This window comes from Uliginosibacterium sp. H1 (assembly GCF_036017065.1).
GTDB lineage: Bacteria > Pseudomonadota > Gammaproteobacteria > Burkholderiales > Rhodocyclaceae > Uliginosibacterium.
Genome location: NZ_JAYXHR010000002.1, coordinates 1,509,501 through 1,532,807, shown reverse-complemented (window position 1 = coordinate 1,532,807; position 23,307 = coordinate 1,509,501). Strand labels below are relative to the sequence as shown.

Here is a 23,307-nt window from a genome sequence, read left to right as displayed (position 1 = left end):
ATGTCAAAAGTGTCATTTCCGGAAGACAAATTCATGGCCACCACCAATACGCCCGTCAATGCTCCCGCCACCCTGACCGCCATTCCCGCCAGCGCGCGCGTGGTCCGCATCGACGGCAAAGCCTACATACAGATCGCCGAGGGCCAGCTGATGGCCCTGAAGCCGGGCGATCTCGTGAAGATCGGCCAGCAACTGGTGGTGGACGAGAAAGGCCTGCTGGTACTCGGCCTGGACGGCGGGCAGACGCTGGACATCGGCGGTGGCCGCAGCGTGCTGGCCGATGAAGAAATGCTGCTGCAGGCCCTCGTCGGCCGCAACGAAGCCGCACTCTCCGCCGCGAATGCCGACGCCGCCCGCGTGGCCGCCGCCCTGGCCAGCGGCGCCGACCCCTTCGCCGCACTCGACCCGACCGCTGCCGGTGTGACCGGCGTGGGCGGCGACCAGCAGGGCCACGGCTTCGTGCGCCTGCTGCGGATCGCCGAAGGCTTCGACGGCTACAACTTCACCCGCCCGGCCGCGGCGGCCCAGGAAGACTTCCAGCAACGCGACGGCGTCGCCGGCCAGCGCGACGACGAACGCGTGCCCGAGGACGACGACCCCGTCACCCAGGCCACGGCCGACACCACGGTCGTCAACGAAGACCAGCCGGTCACCTTCCTGCTGACCGGCAACGACGTCAGCGGCAGCGGCGCTCCGCTGGTCGTCACCAGCATCAACGGCACGCCGGTCACGGCCGGCAGCACGGTGAGCATTCCCACCGGCACCGTGACCCTCAATGCGGACGGCAGCGTCACCTTCGTGCCGACGCCGAACTACAACGGCCCGGCCAACTTCAACTACACCGTCAGCGACGGCACGACCAGCAGCAGCGCGCAGGTCACGGTGAGCGTCCAGCCGGTGAACGACGCGCCGGTGGCCACCGCCGACACCGCGAACACCACGGCCGGCACGCCGGTGACCATCGACGTACTGGCCAACGACAGCGACCTCGATGGCGATGCCCTGCGCGTCACCGCCGTGGACGGCCAGCCGATCGCCGTCGGCTCGCCGGTCAGCCTGCCGCAAGGCGTGGTGAGCCTCAACCCGGACGGCACGCTGAGCTTCCAGCCCACCCCCGGTTTCACCGGCAACACCGGTTTCAGCTACACCGTGGCGGACCCCAGCGGCGCCACCAGCACGTCCACCGTCGCCGTCGGCGTGGCCGCCGCGGTGACCGCCAGCGTCAGCCTCAGCGCCACCCCCGCCGTCGCCGAAGGCAGCAACATCACCTACACCGCCACGCTGAGCAGCGCGGCGGTCACGCCGGTCACCGTCACCCTGAACACCGGCGAGACGATCACCATCGCCGCCGGCCAGACCACCGGCTCCGTCGTCCTGGCCGCCCCGTCGGACGACGTGTATGTCGATGCCGGCAACGTCTCGCGCAACATCAGCGCGGCCAGCGGCGGCGGTTTCTCCAGCGTCACCTTCAGCAACACGCCGGTGACCACCACGGTCAGCGACACGGTGGACGCCACCACGGTGTCGCTCAGCGCCTCGCCCAGCGTCGCCGAAGGCGGCAGCATCGTCTACACCGCCACCCTCACCAGCCCCGCGCAGACCCCGGTGACGGTCACGCTCGACAATGGTCTGGTCATCACCATCGTCGCCGGCGCCACCAGTGGCAATGCCAGCGTCGCCGCACCGACCGACGACGTCTACCTCGACGCCGGCAGCGTGTCTGCGCGCATCAGCACCGCCAGCGGCGGCAACTTCGAGAACCTGGTGGTCAATGGCACGCCGGCCGCCACCAGCATCACCGACACGCCCGACACCACCACCGTGTCCCTCACCGCCACGCCCGCGGTGGCGGAAGGCGGCAGCATCACCTACACCGCCACGCTGACTGCGCCCGCACAGACGGCGGTCACGGTCACCCTGTCCAACGGCGCCACCATCACCATCGCGGCCGGCGCTTCCAGTGGCTCGGTGGCCTTCGCGGCACCGACGGACGACGTGTACCTGGATGCCGGCAATGTGTCGGCCACGATCACCGGTGCGACCGGTGGCAACTTCGAGAACCTGGCCGTCAACGGCACGCCGGCGGTCACCGCCGTGAGTGATACCGTCGACACCACCACCGTGTCGCTCAGCGCCACGCCCGCGGTCGCCGAAGGCGGCAACATCATTTACACCGCCTCGCTGACCAGTGCCGCGCAATCGCCGGTCACCGTCACCCTGACCGGCGGCATCCAGATCACCATCGCGGCCGGCGCATCGACCGGCAGCGTCACCGTGCCGGCACCGGCCAACACCACCACGGTGGACGCCGGCACCGTCAGCCGCAGCATCACCAGCGCCGCCGGTGGCAACTTCGAGAGCCTGGCCGTCGACAACACGCCCGCCACCACCAACGTCAGCGATACCATCGACACCACCACGGTGTCGCTGACCGCCACGCCCAGCGTCGCCGAAGGTGGCAACATCACCTACACCGCCTCGCTGACCAGCGTCGCGCAGACCGCGGTGACGGTGACGCTCGACAATGGCGTCGTCATCACCATCGCCGCCAACAGCAGCACCGGCAGCGTGACCGTGCCCGCCCCCACCGACGACGTGTACCTCAATGCCGGCAGCGTGGCGCGCAACATCGCCAGCGCCACCGGTGGCAACTTCGAAAACCTGGTGGTCGACGCCACGCCGGCCAGCACCAGCGTCAGCGACACGCCCGACACCACCACGGTGTCGCTCACCGCTTCGTCCAGCGTGTCCGAAGGCGGCAACATCACCTACACCGCCTCGCTGACCGCACCGGCGCAGTCGGCGGTCACCATCACCCTGTCCAACGGCGCGGTCATCACCATCGCCGCCAACGCCAGCAGCGGCAGCGTGTCGGTACCGGCCCCGGCGGACGACGTGTATGCCGGCAGCCGCAGCGTCAGCGCGACCATCGCCACCGCCAGCGGCGGCAACTTCGAGAGCCTGGTACGCGACACCACGCCGGCCACCACCACGGTGACCGACGTCCCCACCGACACCACCGTATCGCTCACCGCCTCGCCCAGCGTGTCCGAAGGCGGCAACATCACCTACACCGCCTCGCTGACCAGCCCGGCGACTTCCGCCGTCACCGTCACCCTGTCCAACGGTGCCACCATCACCATCCCGGCCAACAGCAGCAGCGGCAGCGTGTCCGTCGCGGCACCGGCCGACGACGCGTACGTGGATGCCGGCAACGTGTCGGCCACCATCGCCACCGCCACCGGCGGCGGCTTCGAGAACCTGGTGCGCGACACCACGCCGGCCACCACCGCCGTCAGCGATACGCCGGACAACACCACCGTGTCGCTCACCGCCTCGCCCAGCGTGGCCGAAGGCGGCAACATCACCTACACCGCCTCGCTCACCGCGCCGGCGCAGTCGGCGGTCACCGTCACCCTGTCCAACGGCGCGGTCATCATCATCGCCGCCAACGCCAGCAGTGGCAGCGTATCCGTCGCAGCCCCGGCCGATGACGTGTACGTCGATGCCGGCAGTGTGTCCGCGACCATCGCGAACGCCAGCGGCGGCAATTTCGAGAACCTGGTGGTGAATGGCACTGCGGCCAGCACCACGATCACCGACACGCCGGACACCACCACCGTGTCGCTCACCGCCTCGCCCAGCGTCGCGGAAGGCGGCAGCATCGTCTACACCGCGTCGCTGACCAGCGCCGCGCAGTCGCCGGTCACGGTCACGTTGTCCAACGGCGCGGTGATCACCATCGCTGCCGGCGACACCAGTGGCAGCGTGTCCTTCGCCGCGCCCACCGACGATGTGTACGTGGATGCCGGCAACGTGTCGGCCACCATCGCCACGGCCACCGGCGGCAACTTCGAGAACCTGGTGCGTGACACCACGCCGGCCACCACCGCGGTGACCGACACGCTCAACACCACGACGGTAAGCATCACCGGCGCCGGCAGCATCGCCGAAGGCGCCAGCGGCCAGTACACCGTGTCGCTGACCAGCAATGCGCAGACCGACGTCACCGTGACGCTCACCTACAGCGGCACCGCGGCCGACGGCAGCGACTTCACCGGCGTGGCGACCATCACCATCCCGGCCGGCAGCAGCAGCGCGAACTTCAGCATCGCCGCCATCGACGACGTGCTCGCCGAAGGCGCCGAGAGCTTCACCGTCAGCATCGCCACCGCCACCGGCGGAAACTTCGAGAACCTCGCGATCTCCGGCACGGCCGGCAGCGTCACCACCGGCATCGTCGACAACGACACGCCGACCCTGGCCGTCTCCGACACCAGCGTGGTGGAAGGCGGCTACGCGGTGTTCACCGTCAGCCTGTCCAACCCCAGCGCGACGGCGATCAGCTTCAACCCCAGCCTGGCCAGCGGCACCGCCACTGTCGGCACCGACACCGGCACGACGCTGGAATACTTCAACGGCACCAGCTGGGTCGCCGTCGGCGGCGCCGGCATCACCCTGGCGGCCGGCGAGACCTCGGTGCAGGTGCGTGTCGCCACCACCGACGACCCGATTGCCGACAGCGGCGAGACCTTCACGCTGACCGCCACGGTCACCGCCGGCGTCACCGGCAACAGCAGCGCCACCGGCACCGCGACCATCACCGACGAAGCCACCGCCGGCCCGGAGGACACCACCACGGTGTCGCTGTCCGCCACGTCCAGCGTTGCCGAAGGTGGCCAGATCACCTACACCGCCACGCTGACCAACCCGGCCAATGCACCGCTGACGGTCACCCTGTCCAACGGCACCGTCATCAACATCGCCGCCGGCAGCACGACCGGCTCGACCGCCGTCGCCGCCCCGACCGACGACGTGCACGTCGATGCCGGCAACGTCAGCGCGACGATCACCAGCACCAGCGGCGGCGCCTTCGAGAACCTGGTGGTCGACAGCACGCCGGCCAGCACCAGCGTGACCGACACCATCGACACCACCACCGTGTCGCTGACCGCCACGTCCGGCGTCGCCGAAGGCGGCCAGATCACCTACACCGCCTCGCTGAACAACCCGGCCCAGACCGCCGTCACCGTCACGCTGCAGAGCGGGCTGGTGATCCTCATCGCCGCCGGTGCCTCGCAAGGCAGCGCGACGGTGGCCGCACCCGCCGACGATGTGCACCTGGATGCCGGCAGCGTGTCGGACCGCATCGCCACCGCCGTGGGCGGCAACTTCGAGAGCCTCGTCATCGACAACACGCCCGCCGTCACCACGGTGAGCGACACCCTCGACGACACCACCGTATCGCTCACCGCCACGCCCAGCGTCGCCGAAGGCGGCAGCATCATCTACACCGCCAGCCTGACCAGCGCCGCACAGACGGCGGTCACCGTCACGCTGTCCAACGGTGCCACTATCATCATCGCCGCCGGCCAGTCCACCGGCACGGTGAGCGTGGCCGCGCCCGCCGACGACGCCATCGTCGATGCCGGCAACGTATCCGCCACCATCACCGGTGCCACCGGCGGCAACTTCGAGAACCTGCTGGTGAGCAGCATACCGGCGACCACCACGGTCACCGATACGCTCACCACCACCACGGTGACGCTCACCGCATCGAACAGCGTCGCCGAAGGCGGCAACATCACCTACACCGCGTCGCTGACCAGTGCCGCGGACACGCCAGTCACCATCACCCTGTCCAACGGTGCGGTCATCAACATCGCCGCCGGTGCGTCCACCGGCAGCGTGAGCTTCGCCGCCCCGACCGACGACGTTTATGTGGATGCCGGCAGCGTGTCCGCCACCATCAGCAGCGCCACCGGTGGGAATTTCGAGAACCTGGTGGTCAATCCGGCCGCCGCGACCACCACGATCACCGACACGCCCGACACCACCACGGTGTCGCTCACCGCGTCCGGCAGCGTCGCCGAAGGCGGACAGATCACCTACACCGCGTCGCTGACCAGCGCCGCGGGCACGGCGGTGACGATCACCCTGTCCAACGGCGCGGTCATCAACATCGCCGCCGGTGCCTCCAGCGGCAGCGTGAATTTCGCCGCGCCCACCGACGACGTGTATGTCGATGCCGGCAGCGTCTCCGCCACCATCAGCAACGCCACCGGCGGCAACTTCGAGAACCTCGCGGTCAACACCGCGCCGGCCGTCACCACCATCACCGACACGCCGGACACCACCACGGTGTCGCTCACCGCATCCGGCAGCGTCGCCGAGGGCGGCAACATCACCTACACCGCCTCGTTGACCAGCGCGGCGCAATCGCCGGTGACGGTCACCCTGTCCAATGGCGCCGTCATCAACATCGCCGCAGGTAGCGCCACCGGCAGCGTGAGCTTCGCCGCGCCCACCGACGACGTGTATGTCGATGCCGGCAGTGTGTCCGCCACCATCAGCAGCGCGACTGGCGGCAACTTCGAGAACCTGGCGATCAACCCGGCCGCCGCCACGACCAGCATCGCCGACACACCGGACAACACCACCGTGTCGCTGACGGCGTCGAACAGCGTCGCCGAAGGTGGCCAGATCACCTACACCGCCAACCTCACCAGCGCCGCGCAGTCGGCGGTCACCGTCACGCTGTCCAACGGTGCCGTCATCAACATCGCCGCTGGTGCTTCCAGTGGCAGCGTGACCTTCCCGGCGCCGACGGACGACGTGTATGTCGACGCCGGCAATGTGTCCGCCACCATCAGCACAGCCACCGGTGGCAACTTCGAGAACCTGGTGGTCGACAGCACGCCGGCCAGCACCACGGTCACCGACACGCCCGACACCACCACGGTGTCGCTCACCGCGTCGAACAGCGTCGCCGAAGGCGGCCAGATCACCTACACCGCCAGCCTGACCAGCGCGGCGCAGTCGACGGTCACCGTGACCCTGTCCAACGGTGCGGTCATCACCATCGCCGCCGGTGACACCACCGGCAGCACGACGCATGCGGCCCCCACCGACGACGTGTACGTCGATGCCGGCAGTGTGTCGGCGACCATCTCCACCGCTACCGGCGGCAACTTCGAAAACCTGTCGATCAACCCGGCCGCAGCCAGCACGACCGTCACCGACACGCCGGACAACACCACCGTGTCGCTGTCCGCCACGCCCAGCGTCGCCGAGGGCGGCAACATCATCTACACCGCCTCGCTGACCAGTGCCGCACAATCGGCCGTCACCGTCACGCTGAGCAACGGCGCCGTCATCAACATCGCCGCCGGCCAGTCCACCGGCACCGTGTCCGTGCCGGCCCCGACCGACGATGTGTACGTGGATGCCGGCAACGTGTCCGCCACCATCAGCAGCGCCACCGGCGGCAACTTCGAGAACCTGGTGGTGAACGGCGCGGCCGCGACCACCAGCGTCACCGACACCGTCAACACCACCACCGTCAGCCTCACCGGATCCGGCAGCGTCGTCGAAGGTGGCAGCGCCAGCTACACCGTGTCGCTCACCAGCGCCGCGCAGACCGACGTCACCGTCAGCATCAGCTACAGCGGCACCGCCGCCGACGGCTCCGACTACACCGGCGTCGCCACCGTGACCATCCCGGCGGGCAGCAGCAGCGCCAGCTTCAGCATCGCCACCATCGACGACGCCTTCGCCGAAGGCAGCGAAAGCATCGTACTGAGCCTGGGCTCGGCCTCCGGCGGCAACTTCGAGAACCTGGTGATCTCCGGCAGCGCCGGCAGCGTCACCACCACGCTGGTGGACAACGACGGCACGCCCAGCATCACCGTGTCCGACATCAGCGTCAGCGAAGGCGGCCTGGCGGTGTTCACCGTCGGCCTGTCCAACCTCAGCGCCACGCCGGTCACCTTCAACCCGGTGCTGGCCAGCGGCACCGCCATCGTCGGCACCGACACGGCCACCGCGCTCGAGTACTTCAACGGCACCTCCTGGGTGGCCGTCACCCCGGCCGGCATCACCATCCCCGCCGGCGAGAGCGCCGTGCAGGTGCGTGTCGCCACCACCGATGACGCGCTGGCCGAAGGCAGCGAGACCTTCACGCTGACCGCCAACGTCAGCGCCGGCACCACCGCCAACACCAGTGCCACCGGCACCGCCACCATCAGCGACGAAGCCACGCCGGACACGGTGCTGGTCAGCATCGCCGGTCCGGGCGCCGTCACCGAAGGCGACAGCACCGGCAACTACACGGTGAGCCTGGGCCAGGCCGCCGTCACGCCGGTGACGGTCACGCTGAACTACAGCGGCACCGCCACCAACGGCAGCGACTACACCGGCGTCGTCAGCGTGACGATCCCGGCCGGCGCCACCAGCATCACCTTCAACCTGGCCACCATCGACGACGCACTGGCCGATTCCGGCGAGACCATCGTCGTATCGCTGGGCAACATCAGCGGCGGCGGCTTCGAGGCCATCGCCGCGCACCCGACCAGCAACAGCGTCACCACCACGATCAGCGACGAGGCCACGCCGGACGTCACCACCGTGTCGCTCAGCGCCACGCCGACGGTCGCCGAAGGCGGCGCCATCCTGTACACCGCCACGCTGAACAACGCGGCGGCCAGCCCGGTCAGCGTCACGCTGTCCACCGGCCAGGTCATCACCATCGCGGCGGGTGCGCTCACCGGCACGCTGAGCATCGCCGCACCGGCGGACGACCCCTACCTTGACGCCGGCAACGTGTCGCGCAGCATCGCCAGCGCGAGCGGCGGCGGCCTGGAGTCGCTGCAGGTCAACAGCACGCCGGCCGTGACCAGCGTGACCGACACCCTCGACACCACCACCGTGAGCCTCAGCGCCAGCGGCAGCGTGGTGGAAGGCAGCACCGTCACCTACACCGCCAGCGTGAATGCGCCGGTCACCGGCAGCCCGGTGACGGTGACCCTGTCCAACGGCAGCAGCATCATCATCGCCGTCGGCCAGAGCAGCGGCAGCATCAGCCTGCCGGTGGCCAACAACCCGTATGCCGGCGGCGGCAGCCTGTCCGCCAGCATCACCGGTGCCAGCGGCGGCAACTACGAGAACCTCGCGGTCAACAACACGCCGGCCACCACTACGGTGACCGACAGCACCGACACCACCAGCGTGACGCTCAGCGCCGCCGGCAGCGTCGGTGAAGGCGGCAGCGTCATCTACACCGCGACGGTGAGCAACGCGGTGACCGGCAGCCCGCTGGTCGTCACGCTGAGCAACGGCCAGACCATCACCATCCCGGTCGGTGCCACCAGCGCCGACAGCGCACCGTACGCAGTGCGTGCGGACGATCCCTACGTGCAGGGCAACCAGACCCTCACGGTCAGCATCAATGGCACCACCGGCGGCAACTACGAGGCGCTGAACAGCAGCAGCACCGCCAGCACCACCGTCACCGACGATGGCGACGTCACCACCGTGACGCTGTCCGCCGCACCCAGCGTGGTGGAAGGCGGCAGCATCGTCTACACCGCCGCGGTGAACAACGCCGTCACCGGCGCCCCGCTGGTCATCACCCTGAGCAACGGCCAGACCATCACCATCCCGGTGGGCAGCAGCAGTGCGCAGAGCACGCCTTTCGCAGTGCGTGCGGATGACGCGCAGGTGCAAGGCAGCCAGACCGTCAGCGCCAGCATCACCGGCACCACGGGCGGCAACTACGAAGCGCTCAACACCAGCAGCACCGCCAGCACCACGGTGACCGACGACGCGGATGCCACCACGGTGACGCTGACCTCCTCGGCCGCCAGCGTCACCGAGGGCGGCAGCATCATCTACACCGCCAGCGTGGACAACCCGGTGGCCGGCTCGCCGCTGGTCATCACCCTGTCCAATGGCCAGACCATCACCATCCCGGTCGGCAGCAGCAGCGCGCAGAGCACGCCCTTCGCCGTGCGGGGTGACGACGCCTACGTGCAGGGCAACCAGACCGTCACTGCCAGCATCACCGGCACCACGGGTGGCAACTACGAAGCGCTGACCACGACGAGCACCACCAGCACCACGGTGACCGACGACGCCGATGCCACCACCGTCACGCTGACCGCCTCCACCAGCAGCGTCGGCGAAGGCGGCAGCATCGTCTACACCGCGACGGTGAACAACGCCGTCACCGGCTCGCCCCTGGTCATCACCCTGAACAACGGCCAGACCATCACCATTCCGGTCGGCAGCAGCAGCGCACAGAGCGCCGCCGTCGCCGTGCGCGGCGACGATGCCTACGTACAGGGCAACCAGACCGTCACCGCCAGCATCACCGGCACCACCGATGGCAACTACGAGGCACTGACCACCAGCAGCACCGCCAGCACGACGGTGACCGACGACAGCGACGCCACCACCGTCACGCTCACGGCATCCGCCAGCAACGTCACGGAAGGCGGCAGCATCGTCTACACCGCGACGGTCAACAACGCGGTGACCGGCACACCGCTGGTCATCACCCTGGACAACGGCCAGACGATCACCATCCCGGTGGGCAGCAGCAGCGCACAGAGCACGCCGTTCGCGGTACGCCCGGACGATGCCCAGGCCCAGGGCAACCAGACGCTGACTGTCAGCATCAGCAACACCAGCGGTGGCAACTACGAAGCCCTGACCACCACCAGCACCGCCACGACCACCGTCAGCGACGACGCGGATGCCACCACGGTGACCCTGAGCGCCTCGGCCGCCAGTGTCACGGAAGGCGGCAGCATCATCTACACCGCGACGGTCAGCAATGCGGTGGCCGGCACGCCGCTGGTCGTGACGCTCTCCAACGGCCAGACCATCACCATCCCGGTGGGCGCCACCAGTGCGCAGAGCACACCGTTCGCGGTGCGTGGCGACGACGCCTACGTGCAGGGCAACCAGACGCTGACAGTGAGCATCGGCAGCACCAGCGGCGGCAACTACGAAGCGCTGACCACCAGCAGCACCGCCAGCACGACGGTGAGCGACGACGCGGATGTCACCACCGTGACGCTGACGTCTTCCGCCAGCAGCGTCACCGAGGGCAGCAGCATCGTCTACACCGCCACGGTGAACAACGCGGTGACCGGCTCGCCGCTGGTCATCACGCTGAACAACGGCCAGACCATCACCATCCCCGTCGGCAGCAGCAGCGGGCAGAGTGCGGCCTACCCGGTACGTGCGGATGACGCACAGGTGCAGGGCAACCAGACCGTCACCGCCAGCATCACCGGCACCACGGGTGGCAACTACGAAGCGCTGAACACCAGCAGCACGACCAGCACCACCGTCACCGACGACGCGGATGCCACCGTCGTCACGCTGACCGCTTCGGCCGCCAGCGTCACCGAGGGCGGCAGCATCATCTACACCGCCACGGTCAGCAACGCGGTGGCCGGCACGCCGCTGGTCATCACGCTGAACAACGGCCAGGTCATCACCATCCCCGTCGGCCAGACCAGCGCGCAGAGCGCCGCCGTCGCCGTGCGGGGTGACGACGCCTACGTGCAGGGCAACCAGACCGTCACCGCCAGCATCACCGGCACCACCGGTGGCAACTACGAAGCCCTGACGACGAGCAGCACCGCCAGCACGACAGTGACCGACGACGCAGACGCCACCACCGTCACGCTGACCGCGTCCAGCGCCAGCGTGGTGGAAGGCGGCAGCATCATCTACACCGCCGCGGTGAACAACGCCGTCACCGGCACGCCGCTGGTCATCACACTGAGCAATGGCCAGACCATCACCATCCCGGTCGGCAGCAGCAGCGCACAGAGCGCGGCCTTCGCCGTGCGCGCGGATGACGCCCAGGTGCAGGGCAACCAGACCCTCACCACCAGCATCACCGGCACCAGCGGTGGCAACTACGAAGCGCTGACCACCAGCAGCACGGCCAGCACCACGGTGACCGACGACGCGGATGTCACCACCGTGACGCTGACCGCCTCCTCCGCCAACGTCACCGAGGGCGGCAGCATCGTCTACACCGCTACGGTGAACAACGTGGTGGCCGGCAATCCGCTGGTGGTCACGCTGTCCAACGGACAGACCATCACCATCCCGGTGGGCGCCAGCTCCGCCAACAGCGCCGCCTTCGCGGTGCGCGCGGACGACGTGTATGCCCAGGGCAACCAGACGGTCACGACGACCATCACCGGCACCACCGGCGGCAACTACGAGGCGGTCGCCACCAGTGGCTCGCCCAGCACCGTGGTGAGCGACGACAGCGACACCTCGACGATCAACCTCAGCGCCGGCCCGGCCAGCATCACCGAAGGCAACAGCGGCACCTACACGCTCACCCTGTCGAGCGCCGCGCAGACCGCCGTCACCGTGACGCTGACCTACAGCGGCACGGCGGCCAACGGCACGGACTACACCGGTGTCGCCACGGTGACGATCCCGGCCGGCGCCAGCAGCGCGACCTTCGACATCGCCACCCTCGACGACGCATTCGCCGAAAGCGGCGAGAGCTTCACCGTCAGCATCGGCGGCACCAGCGGCGGCGGTTTCGAGAACCTGGCCGTCGGCAGCAGCGGCAGCATCACCACCAGCATCGTCGACGAAGCGACGCCGGACACGGTGCTGGTCAGCATCGCCGGCCCGGGCTCGGTCACCGAAGGCGCGACCACCGGCAACTACACCGTGTCGCTGAGCCAGCCCGCGGTCACCGCCGTCACCGTGACGCTGAACTACGGCGGCACCGCCACCGGCGGTGGCAGCGACTACACCGGCGTGGTCACTGTGACAATCCCGGCCGGTTCCAGCAGCGCCACCTTCACGCTGCCGACCACCAACGACACCACCGACGAACCGGATGAAACCATCGTCGTGTCGCTGGGCGGCATCACCGGCGGCGGCTTCGAAGCCATCGCCGCGCACCCCAGCAACAACAGCGTCACCACCACCATCGTGGACAACGACGCCGCGCCGACCATCAGCGGCGTGAGCAGCCCGAGCGCCAACGAGGGCAGCAGCCTCGTCTACAACGTGACGCTGAGCAACGCGTCGTCCACCGCCACCACCCACAGCTTCTCGCTGGGTGGCGGCAGCGCGTCGGCCGCCGACTACGGCACGCCGACCTTCAGCAACGGCGTGACGCTCGCGGGCGGCGTGCTGACCGTGCCGGCCGGCGTGACCAGCTTCACCGTCACCCTGCCGACCACGCAGGACACGCTGGACGAAATCAACGAGACCGTGCCGCTCACCGTGGGCGGACAGACCGGCACCGGCACCATCGTCGACGACGACGCCACGCCCAGCCTGTCGATCAACGACGTGAGCGTGAACGAGTCCGCCGGCACCATGACCTTCACGGTCACGCTGTCGGCCGCGTCCGGCCAGACGGTGACGGTGAACTACGCCACCGGCAACGGCACCGCCACGGCCGGCAGCGACTACACCGCCACCAGCGGCACGCTGAGCTTCGCGCCCGGCCAGACCACGCTGACCATCACCGTGCCCATCACCAACGACACGGTGACCGAGGCCACGGAGACGCTGAACGTCACGCTGAGCAACCCGAGCAACGCCACCATCGCCGACGGCAGCGGCGTAGGCAGCATCGTCGACAACGACGCCCCGCCCGCGCTCGACCTGGACGCCAACAACTCCAGCGGTGCCACCGGCGCGAACTACACGGTGGGCTACACCGAGCAGGCCGCCGGCGTGTCCATCACCGATGCCGACGTGGCGATCACCGATCCGGACGGCGGCAACGTCGCCGGTGCCACCGTCGTGCTGACCAACCGCCAGGCGGGCGACGTGCTGAACCTGGGCAGCCTGCCCAGCGGCATCACCGCCAACGTCAACACCACGGCCGGCCAGATCACCATCACGCTGTCCGGTTCGGCCACCGCCGCCGACTACCAGACGGCGCTGCGCGCGATCACCTTCGCCAACGGCAGCGACACGCCCAGCACCACGCCGCGCAACATCACGGTGACGCTGACCGACGGCTTCAACAACAGCAACACCGCCACCACCACCATCAACGTCACGCCGGTGAACGATGCGCCGGAAACCAATGCGGCGAACGCCAGCGGCAACGAGGACACGCTGATCACCGTGACCCTGTCCGGCAGCGACGTGGATGGCACGGTGACCGGCTACGTCATCTCCACCACCCCGGCCAATGGCACGCTGTACCGTGACGCCGCCGGTACGCAGGCCATCGCGGCGGGCGACGTGGTGAGCGGTCCGGTGTACTTCCGCCCCAGCACCAACTGGAACGGCAACACCAGCTTCCAGTACGCCGCGCGCGACAACGACAGCGCCACCGACGCGACGCCCGCCGTCGCCAGCATCAACGTGGTGGCGGTGAACGACGCCCCGGTGAACCTCCTGCCGCCGGATGCCACCCTGACCGAGGACGTGAGCTACGTCTTCAACACCACCATGGGCGGCGTGTCCGACGTGGACAGCAGCTCGCTGACCACCACGCTGACCGCCTCGCACGGCACCATCACCCTGGGCTCCACCGCCGGTGTCACGGTGACCGGCAACGGCACCGGCACGGTGGTGATCACCGGCAGCCCGAGCGCCATCAACAACGCGCTGAACGGCGCGGTGCTGGCACCGACCCCGGACTACAACGGCCCGGCCACGGTCACCGTGGTGACCTCCGACGGCAGCCTCAGCGACACCGACGTCATCAACCTGACCATCACGCCGGTGGCGGACATCGCCAACGACACCGTGGCGGCCACCGAGGACAGCCCGGTCACCATCAACGCGCTGGCCAACGACAGCTTCGAGGACAGCGGCCGCAGCATCACCGCCATCAACGGCAACGCCATCACTGCCGGCGGCCCGGCCGTGGCGGTGGACAACGGCAGCGTGACGCTCAACGCGTCCGGCCAGCTCGTCTTCACGCCGACGGCGAACTACAACGGCGCAACCAACTTCACCTACACCGTCACCGCCGGCGGCACCACCGAGACGGCCACCGTCACGGTGAACGTCGCCGCGGTGAACGACGCGCCGATCAACGCGGTGCCGGGCGCGCAGACCATCAACGAAGATACGTCGCGCGTGTTCAGCAATGCCAACGGCAATGCGATCACCGTCTCCGACATCGACAGCCCGAACCTGACCACCACCCTGTCGGTCGCCAACGGCGTGCTGACCCTGGGCTCCACCGCGGGCGTGACGGTGACCGGCAACGGTAGCGGCACGGTCACGGTGAGCGGCAGCCAGGCCGCCATCAACGCCGCGCTGAACGGCCTGAGCTTCACGCCGGCCGCCAACTACAACGGCAGCGCGACGATCTCCATCGTCAGCTCCGACGGCTCGCTGACCGACACCGACAGCGTGGTGGTGAACATCACGCCGGTGGCCGACCCGACCGTCGCCACCGCCGACACGCTGACGGTCGCCGAGGATTCCGGCACCACCGCGGGCAACGTGCTGGCCAACGACACGGATCCGGACGGCCCGCTGTCGGTGTCGCAGTTCGTGGTTTCCGGCACGACCTACACGGTCGCCGCCGGTGGCTCGGCAACGGCCACGCTGGCCGGCGTCGGCGTGCTGGTGATGAACAGCAACGGCAGTTACACCTTCACCCCGGCCGCCAACTACAACGGCTCCGTGCCGACGGTGACCTACACCGCCACCGACGGCACCAGCAGTGCCACCAGCACGCTGAACATCAGCGTGACCCCGGTGGCCGATCCGACCGTGACCGCCGCCGACACGCTGAGCATCGCCGAGGACTCGGGCACCGGCTCCGGCAACGTGCTGAGCAACGACAGCGATGCCGACGGCCCGCTGCGCGTGAGCCAGTTCGTCGTCAATGGCACCACCTACACGGTGGCGGCAGGCGGCGCCAGCACCGCTACGCTGGCCGGCGTGGGCGTGCTGGTGATGAACAGCAACGGCACCTACACCTTCACCCCGGCCGCCAACTACAACGGATCCGTGCCGACGGTGACCTACACCGCCACCGATGGCACCAGCAGTGCCACCAGCACGCTGAACATCACGGTGACGCCGGTGGCCGACCCGACCGTGACGGCACCGGACACGCTGACCGTGGCGGAAGACTCCGGCACCACCAGCGGCAACGTGCTGACCAACGACAGCGATCCGGACGGCCCGCTGTCGGTGTCGCAGTTCGTGGTCAACGGCAGCACCTACACCATCGCCGCCGGTGGCTCCAGCACGGCCACCCTGGCGGGTGTCGGCGTACTGGTGATGAACAGCAACGGCAGCTACAGCTTCACCCCGGCGGCCAACTACAACGGCAGCGTGCCGACGGTGACCTACACCGCCACCGATGGCACCAGCTCGGCGACCAACACGCTGAACATCACCGTCACCGCGGTGGATGACGCCTTCACCGACGCGGATGAGAGCGTCAGCGTGAACGAGGACGCCACGCTGACCGGCAGCGTGCTGACCGGCACCAGCAGCGTCGATGGCCCGGTGACGGTCACCACCTTCAGCGTCGCCGGTGTCGCCGGCACGTTCAACGCGGGCCAGACCGCGACGATCACCGGCGTGGGTACGATCAACATCGCCGCCAACGGCAGCTACACCTTCACGCCGGTCGCCAACTACAACGGCGCCGTGCCGGTCATCACCTACACGATGACCGACGGTTCCAGCGGTGACACCTCGACGCTGACCATCAACGTGACGCCGGTGGCCGACCCGACCGTGACGGCACCCGACACGCTCACCGTTGCCGAAGATTCCGGCACCACCAACGGCAACGTGCTGAGCAATGACAGCGACCCGGATGGTCCGCTGCGCGTGAGCCAGTTCGTCGTCAATGGCACGACTTACACCGTCGCGGCAGGTGGCTCCAGTACCGCCACGCTGGCTGGCGTCGGCGTACTGGTGATGAACAGCAACGGCAGCTACAGCTTCACCCCGGCGGCCAACTACAACGGCAGCGTGCCGGTGGTGACCTACACCGCCACCGACGGCACCAGCTCCGCGACCAACACGCTGAGCATCACCGTCACGGCAGTCGCCGATCCCACCGTCACGGCACCGGACACGCTGACCATCGCGGAAGACTCCGGCACCGGTTCCGGCAACGTGCTGGGCAACGACAGCGACGCCGACGGCCCGATCCGCGTGTCCCAGTTCGTCGTCAATGGCACGACCTACGCGGTCGCCGCGGGCGGCGCCAACACCGCCACTCTCGCAGGTGTCGGCACCCTGGTGATGAACAGCGACGGCAGCTACACCTTCACGCCGGTCGCCAACTACAACGGCAGCGTGCCGACGGTGACCTACACCGCCACCGACGGCACCAGCAGCGCCACCAACACGCTGAACATCACCGTGACACCGGTGAATGACGCACCGGTGGCCCAGGCCGATACCAACACCACGGCCGAAGACACCACGCTCACGGTGACGGCTGCCAACGGCGTGCTGGCCAACGACAGCGATGTCGATGGCAACACGCTGACCGTCACGCAATTCACCGTGGCCGGCGTGGCAGGCACTTTCACCGCGGGCCAGACGGCGACCATCACCGGCGTCGGCACCCTGACCCTCAACAGCAACGGCAGCTACAGCTTCGTGCCGGCCGCCAACTACAACGGTGCGGTACCGGTCGTGACCTACACAGTGTCCGACGGTACGGTCACCACCACCAGCACGCTGACGCTGAACGTGACGCCGGTGGCCGACCCCACCGTGACGGCACCGGACACGCTGACCGTCGCCGAAGACTCCGGCACCACCAGCGGCAACGTACTGGGCAACGACAGCGACCCGGATGGCCCGCTGCGTGTGTCGCAGTTCGTCGTCAATGGCACGACCTACGCAGTCGCATCGGGCAGTTCCAACACCGCGACGCTCGCCGGTGTCGGCGTGCTGGTGATGAACAGCAACGGCACCTACACCTTCACGCCGGCCGCGAACTACAACGGCTCCGTGCCGACGGTGACCTACACGGCTACCGATGGCACCAGCTCCGCCACCAGCACGCTGAACATCACCGTCACCGCGGTGAATGACGCACCGGTGGCCCAGGCCGACACGAACACCACGGCCGAGGACACCACGCTGACGGTGACCGCCGCCAACGGCGTGCTGGCCAACGACAGCGATGTCGATGGCAACACGCTGACCGTCACGCAATTCACCGTGGCCGGTGTGACAGGCACTTTCACCGCAGGCCAGACGGCGACCATCTCCGGCGTCGGCGCGCTGACCCTCAACGGCAACGGCAGCTACAGCTTCGTGCCGGCCGCCAACTACAACGGCGCCGTGCCGGTCGTAACCTACACCGTGTCCGATGGCACGGTGACGACCACCAGCACGCTGACGCTGAACGTGACGCCGGTGGCCGACCCCACCGTGACGGCAGCGGACACGCTGAGCATCGCGGAAGACTCCGGCGCCAGTGGCGGCAACGTGCTCACCAACGACAGCGATCCGGACGGCCCGCTGCGTGTGTCGCAGTTCGTCGTCAATGGCACGACCTACACGGTCGCCGCAGGCGGCTCCGGCACCGCCACGCTGGCCGGTGTGGGCGTGCTGGTGATGAACAGCAACGGCAGCTACACCTTCACCCCGGCGGCCAACTACAACGGCAGCGTGCCGACGGTGACCTACACGGCTACCGATGGCACCAGCAGCGCCACCAACACGCTGAACATCACCGTCACCCCGGTGGACGACGCCTTCACCGACGCCAACGAGACCGTCACCATCGCCGAGGACTCGGTTGCCACCGGCAGCGTGCTGACGGGCACCAGCAGCGTGGATGGCCCGGTCACGGTGACCAGCTTCGTGGTAGCCGGCGTGTCCGGCACGTTCAACGCGGGCCAGACGGCGACCATCAGCGGCGTGGGCACGATCAACATCGCGGCCAACGGCAACTACACCTTCACGCCGGTCACGAACTACAACGGCACGGTGCCGACCATCACCTACACGATGACCGATGGTTCCAGCGGCGACACCTCGACGCTGAACATCACGGTCACTGCGGTGAACGACGCCCCCACCACCACCGGCGGCGCGGTGAGCGGCACCGAGGATTCGCCGCTGGTGTTCTCGTGGGCGCAGTTCAACGTCACCGACGTGGACAGCGGCCCGGCACCGGCCATCCGCATCGGCAGCCTGCCGGCCGACGGCGTGCTGCAGTACTACAACGGCAGCACCTGGGTCAGCGCCACGCTGAACCAGCTCGTCTCGCAGGCGGACATCGCCGCGGGCCGACTGCGCTTCGTGCCGGACAGCAACGAATCCGGCGCCGACGGCTATGGCGGCAGCAGCACCGGCAACCGCCAGGCCGACTACGCCAGCTTCACCTACACGCCGGTCGACGGCTCCGCCGCCAACGCCACCGGCAACACCGCGACCATGCGGGTGGACATCACGCCGGTGGCGGACGCCCCGACGCTGAGCATGACCTCCGGCGTACCGGTGACGCACACGCAGATCACCGTCGCCGGCGGTTCCGGCACCAGCGGTGGCTTCACCATCATCGACGGCGTGGTGCAGATCAGCAGCGGCCAGCGCCTGTGGCAGACGGCGGATTTCGCATCCTCCGGCGGCAATGCCAACGGCACGACGGCACTGGGCGACATCTTCGTGTTCACCCAGTCGTCGAACGTGAACGGCGTGAACGGCAACGGCGCGCTGGCGACCGATGCGCGCGACTACATCGTGCTGGAGAAGCCACGCAGCGCCTACACCATCACCTACGCGACCGACCACAACGGCGCCTACAACGGCTACGACAACGTGGTGATCACCGACAACGCCACCGGCAAGAGCTGGGGCGTGGCCAACAACATCGAGGACATCATCTTCGGTGACGGCACGAGCTTCAGCGGCAGCACCTCGGTCACGACGACGGTCTACGACACCTGGCCGGTCAACCTGGCTACGGCGCTGACCGACGTGGACGGCAGCGAAACGCTGTCGAGCATCACCATCACCGGCCTGGCCAGTGGCGTGACCTTCAGCGCCGGCTCCTCGCCCAGCGCCGGCACCTGGGTGCTGACCCCGGCCCAACTGGCAGGCCTGACGATGAACGTGCCGACCGGCACCGCATCGATGACGCTGACCGCCAGCGTGACCAGCACCGAGGCCCTCGGCGGCTCGGCCACCACCACGGTGAACCTGACGGTCTACAGCGCCGGCACGCCGGTGGCCGCCAACGACAACTTCAACACCCAGATGGGAACGCCGATCACCATCACCAGCGGCCAGTTGCTCGCCAACGACACGCTGTACGACGGCGCCACCATCACCGGCGTGAGCACCGCTTCCGGCGGCACGCTGGTGAACAATGGCAACGGCACCTGGACCTACACGCCGAGCAGCACCGGCACCGGCAACTTCACCTACACCATCACCGACAGCAACGGCCAGACCAGCACCGCGACGGCCAGCATCACCACCTACCAGGCCAACAACGACCTGATCACGGTGCATGAGAGCGCGCTGTCCGGCGGCACCGGTGGCGGCAACCGCGTCATCAGCGGCAACCTGCTGTCCAACGACGGCGTGGGTGGCGTGTCCATCTCCAGCGTGGGCGGCGTGACCGATGGCTCGGCCAACGACACCGACGCGCGCGCCGGCTATGTCGGCTACAACCATGTGGTGGGCGGTGTGACCGTCGGCAACGTGGTGGTCGACGTGACCGGTGCCGGCGTGGGCGACTACACCTACACCCTGCTGAACCCGGCCAACCACAGCGCGGTGGCCAACAACAACAGCCTGACCAGTGCCATCAGCTACACCTCGAACCTCGGCACGGCCAGCCTGCAGGTCACCATCGTCGATGACCGTCCGCAGGCCTTCACGCGCGAGGTGGAAGTCACCGAGTCGAACATGCCGTCCTACAACCTGGTGCTGGTGCTGGACATCTCCCGCAGCATGACGCTGGCGGAAGCCGGCGGCCAGATCCAGGACGAGAACGCCGACGGCAGCACGAGCGTCAGCACGCGCCTGGACCTCGCCAAGCAGGCCATGATCGACCTGGTAACGGAGTACTTCGACCAGGCATCCAGCGTGGCGGTGAAGATCGTCACCTTCGGCCCGACCGGCACCATCCTCAACGGTGGCAGCGCCTACACCGACAAGGCCACGCTGATCGCCGCCATCAACGCCATCAACGTGTCCTCCACCGGCGGCACCAACTACGAGGCCGGCCTGGCGTCCGCGCGCACCGCCTTCGGTACGCCGGGCAGCAGCACGACGAACATCTCGTACTTCATCTCCGACGGTGCGCCCACCAGCGGCAACACCAACACCGCGGTGAGCAGCTGGGACAGCTTCACCAGTGCGAACGGCGTGAAGTCCTATGCCATCGGCGTGGGTACCGGCATCGCCAGCTCGGCTGCGCTCAACACCATCCACAACGTGGATGCGGACAACAGCGGCAGCCGCGATTCGGCCATCATCGTGCCGGACCTCAACGACCTGTCGGCGACGCTGACCAACTCGGTGCCGGTCGCCTACGGCGGCAACGTGGTGGGCAGTGCCAGCAGCGGCGTAGGCAGCGCGCTGGGCGCGGACGGTGGCTATATCCAGTCCGTCACGCTGCAGCTGGACACCAACGCGGACGGCGTGCCGAATGCCAACGTCACCTTCACGTACAACGCCAGCACCAACCAGATCAGCTGGACCGGTGGCTACCCGAGCGGATCGCCGATCACCGGCGACACGCTGTCGCTGACCTCGGCCCGCGGCTTCACCTACGGCACGCTGAACTTCAACTTCGCGACCGGCAACTACACCTACTACACCGGCAGCGCGGCATCCGAAGGCGACCGCTTCTCGCTGTCCTTCGTGGCGCGCGACGGTGACGGTGACGTGACGCCGGCGACCAACCTGAACTTCAGCATCGTCGACGGCAAGCCGGTGGCGCGTCCGGACTTCGACACCCTGACGCCGAACAGCACTTCGTACTCCGGCAACGTCGTCAGCGGCCTGGGCACTGACAGCGGCCTGAACGAAGGCACGCTGACCACGGACTTCACGTCCAGGGGCCCCGGCGCCGACACGGCGGTGGATGGCGCGCGCGTCAGCTCCATCGTGTTCCAGGGCCAGACCTTCAACCTCACCACCAACGCCGGATCGACCAGCGCACTGGGTGGCACCTATACCGTCAGCAACGGCCAGCTCACCTGGACGCACGCCAGCAACGGCAGCAGCCTGGTGTTCAACCGTGACGGCTACTACAACTACGCGCCGCCGACGGCCAGCCGCCCGAACCCGGGCGTCGACACCACCACCACGGTGAACCTGAACAGCGCGCCGGTATCCACCACCGGGGTCAGCGTGAGCGGCCGCGACGAGAACGGCAACGCCGCCACGATCACCTACTACAACCCCTCCGGCACCAGCAACGACGGCGCCGGCGTGACCGGCCGCGGCGTGGCGAGCTCCGCCACCAGCAGCAACAGCGACACCAACAACCGCAGCATCGACGGGCTGGAGACGATGATCTTCACCTTCAGCACGGCGATCCACATGCACGGTGTGGAAGGCATCAGCTTCACGGTCAACGTCGACAACAGCAACCTCGGCGACACGGCCAGCGTGGGCGGCAGCACCTCGCTGTCCTACGCGATCTACCACATCGACGGCCACCTGCTGGGCACCTTCGTCAGCCAGTCGGAAGGGCTGGTGACGCTGCCTTCGCAGTACAGCAACGTCGGTCGCATCGAGGTGCAGGCGTCCAGCGATGCGGAGGCGCGCATCACCGACCTGCGCTTCCAGCACATCAACGACGACGCCTCGACCACGGTCATCGCGCCGACCGAGATCGGCTACACGCTGACCGACAGCGACGGCGACACCTCCAGCTCCACGCTGACGCTGCGCAGCTACAACAACGCGACGGCGGGCGACGATGCCGGCAACACGCTGACCGGGTCGGCGATCAACGACCAGTTGTTCGGCCTGGACGGCAACGACACGCTGAGCGGACTGGCCGGCCATGACCTGCTCGACGGCGGCCTGGGCAATGACACCCTGTACGGTGGCGACGGCAACGACTTCCTGTTCGGCGGCGCCGGCAACGACGTGCTGGACGGTGGCGCCGGCAACGACCGCCTGGTGGGGGGAGCCGGCAACGACACGCTGACCGGTGGCACCGGATCGGATGTCTTCGTGTGGACCCTGGCCGACCGCGGCGCGCCCGGCACGCCGGCGATCGACACGATCACCGACTTCAACAACGCCAGCCCGGCTGCCGGCGGTGATGTCCTCGACCTGCGTGACCTGCTGCAGGGCGAACAGCACACCGGCACCAACCCGGGCACGCTGAGCAACTACCTGCACTTCGAGACCAGTGGCGGCAACACCACCGTCCAGATCAGCAGCAGTGGCGGCTTCTCCAGCGGCTACAACACTGGCGCGGTCGACCAGACCATCGTGCTGCAGGGCGTGGATCTCACCGGCGGCGGTACGCTGAACGACAACACCATCATCCAGAACCTGCTGAACAACAACAAACTGCAGACGGATTGA

1 protein-coding gene is annotated in these 23,307 nt (G+C 68.4%); it reads left to right on the top strand.

The window, feature by feature from the left end; genetic code table 11:
• Nucleotides 1–33 precede the first annotated feature (33 nt).
• Nucleotides 34–23,307 carry an immunoglobulin-like domain-containing protein gene (locus VVD47_RS16605; protein WP_327604599.1) on the top strand — a complete coding sequence of 7,758 codons (23,274 nt, stop codon included), beginning with the start codon at nucleotides 34–36 and terminating at the stop codon, nucleotides 23,305–23,307.

Coding starts and splice junctions, on each gene's coding strand:
- VVD47_RS16605 (WP_327604599.1), top strand. CDS start 34: ATGGCCACCACCAATACGCCCGTCAATGCTCCCGCCACCCTGACCGCC.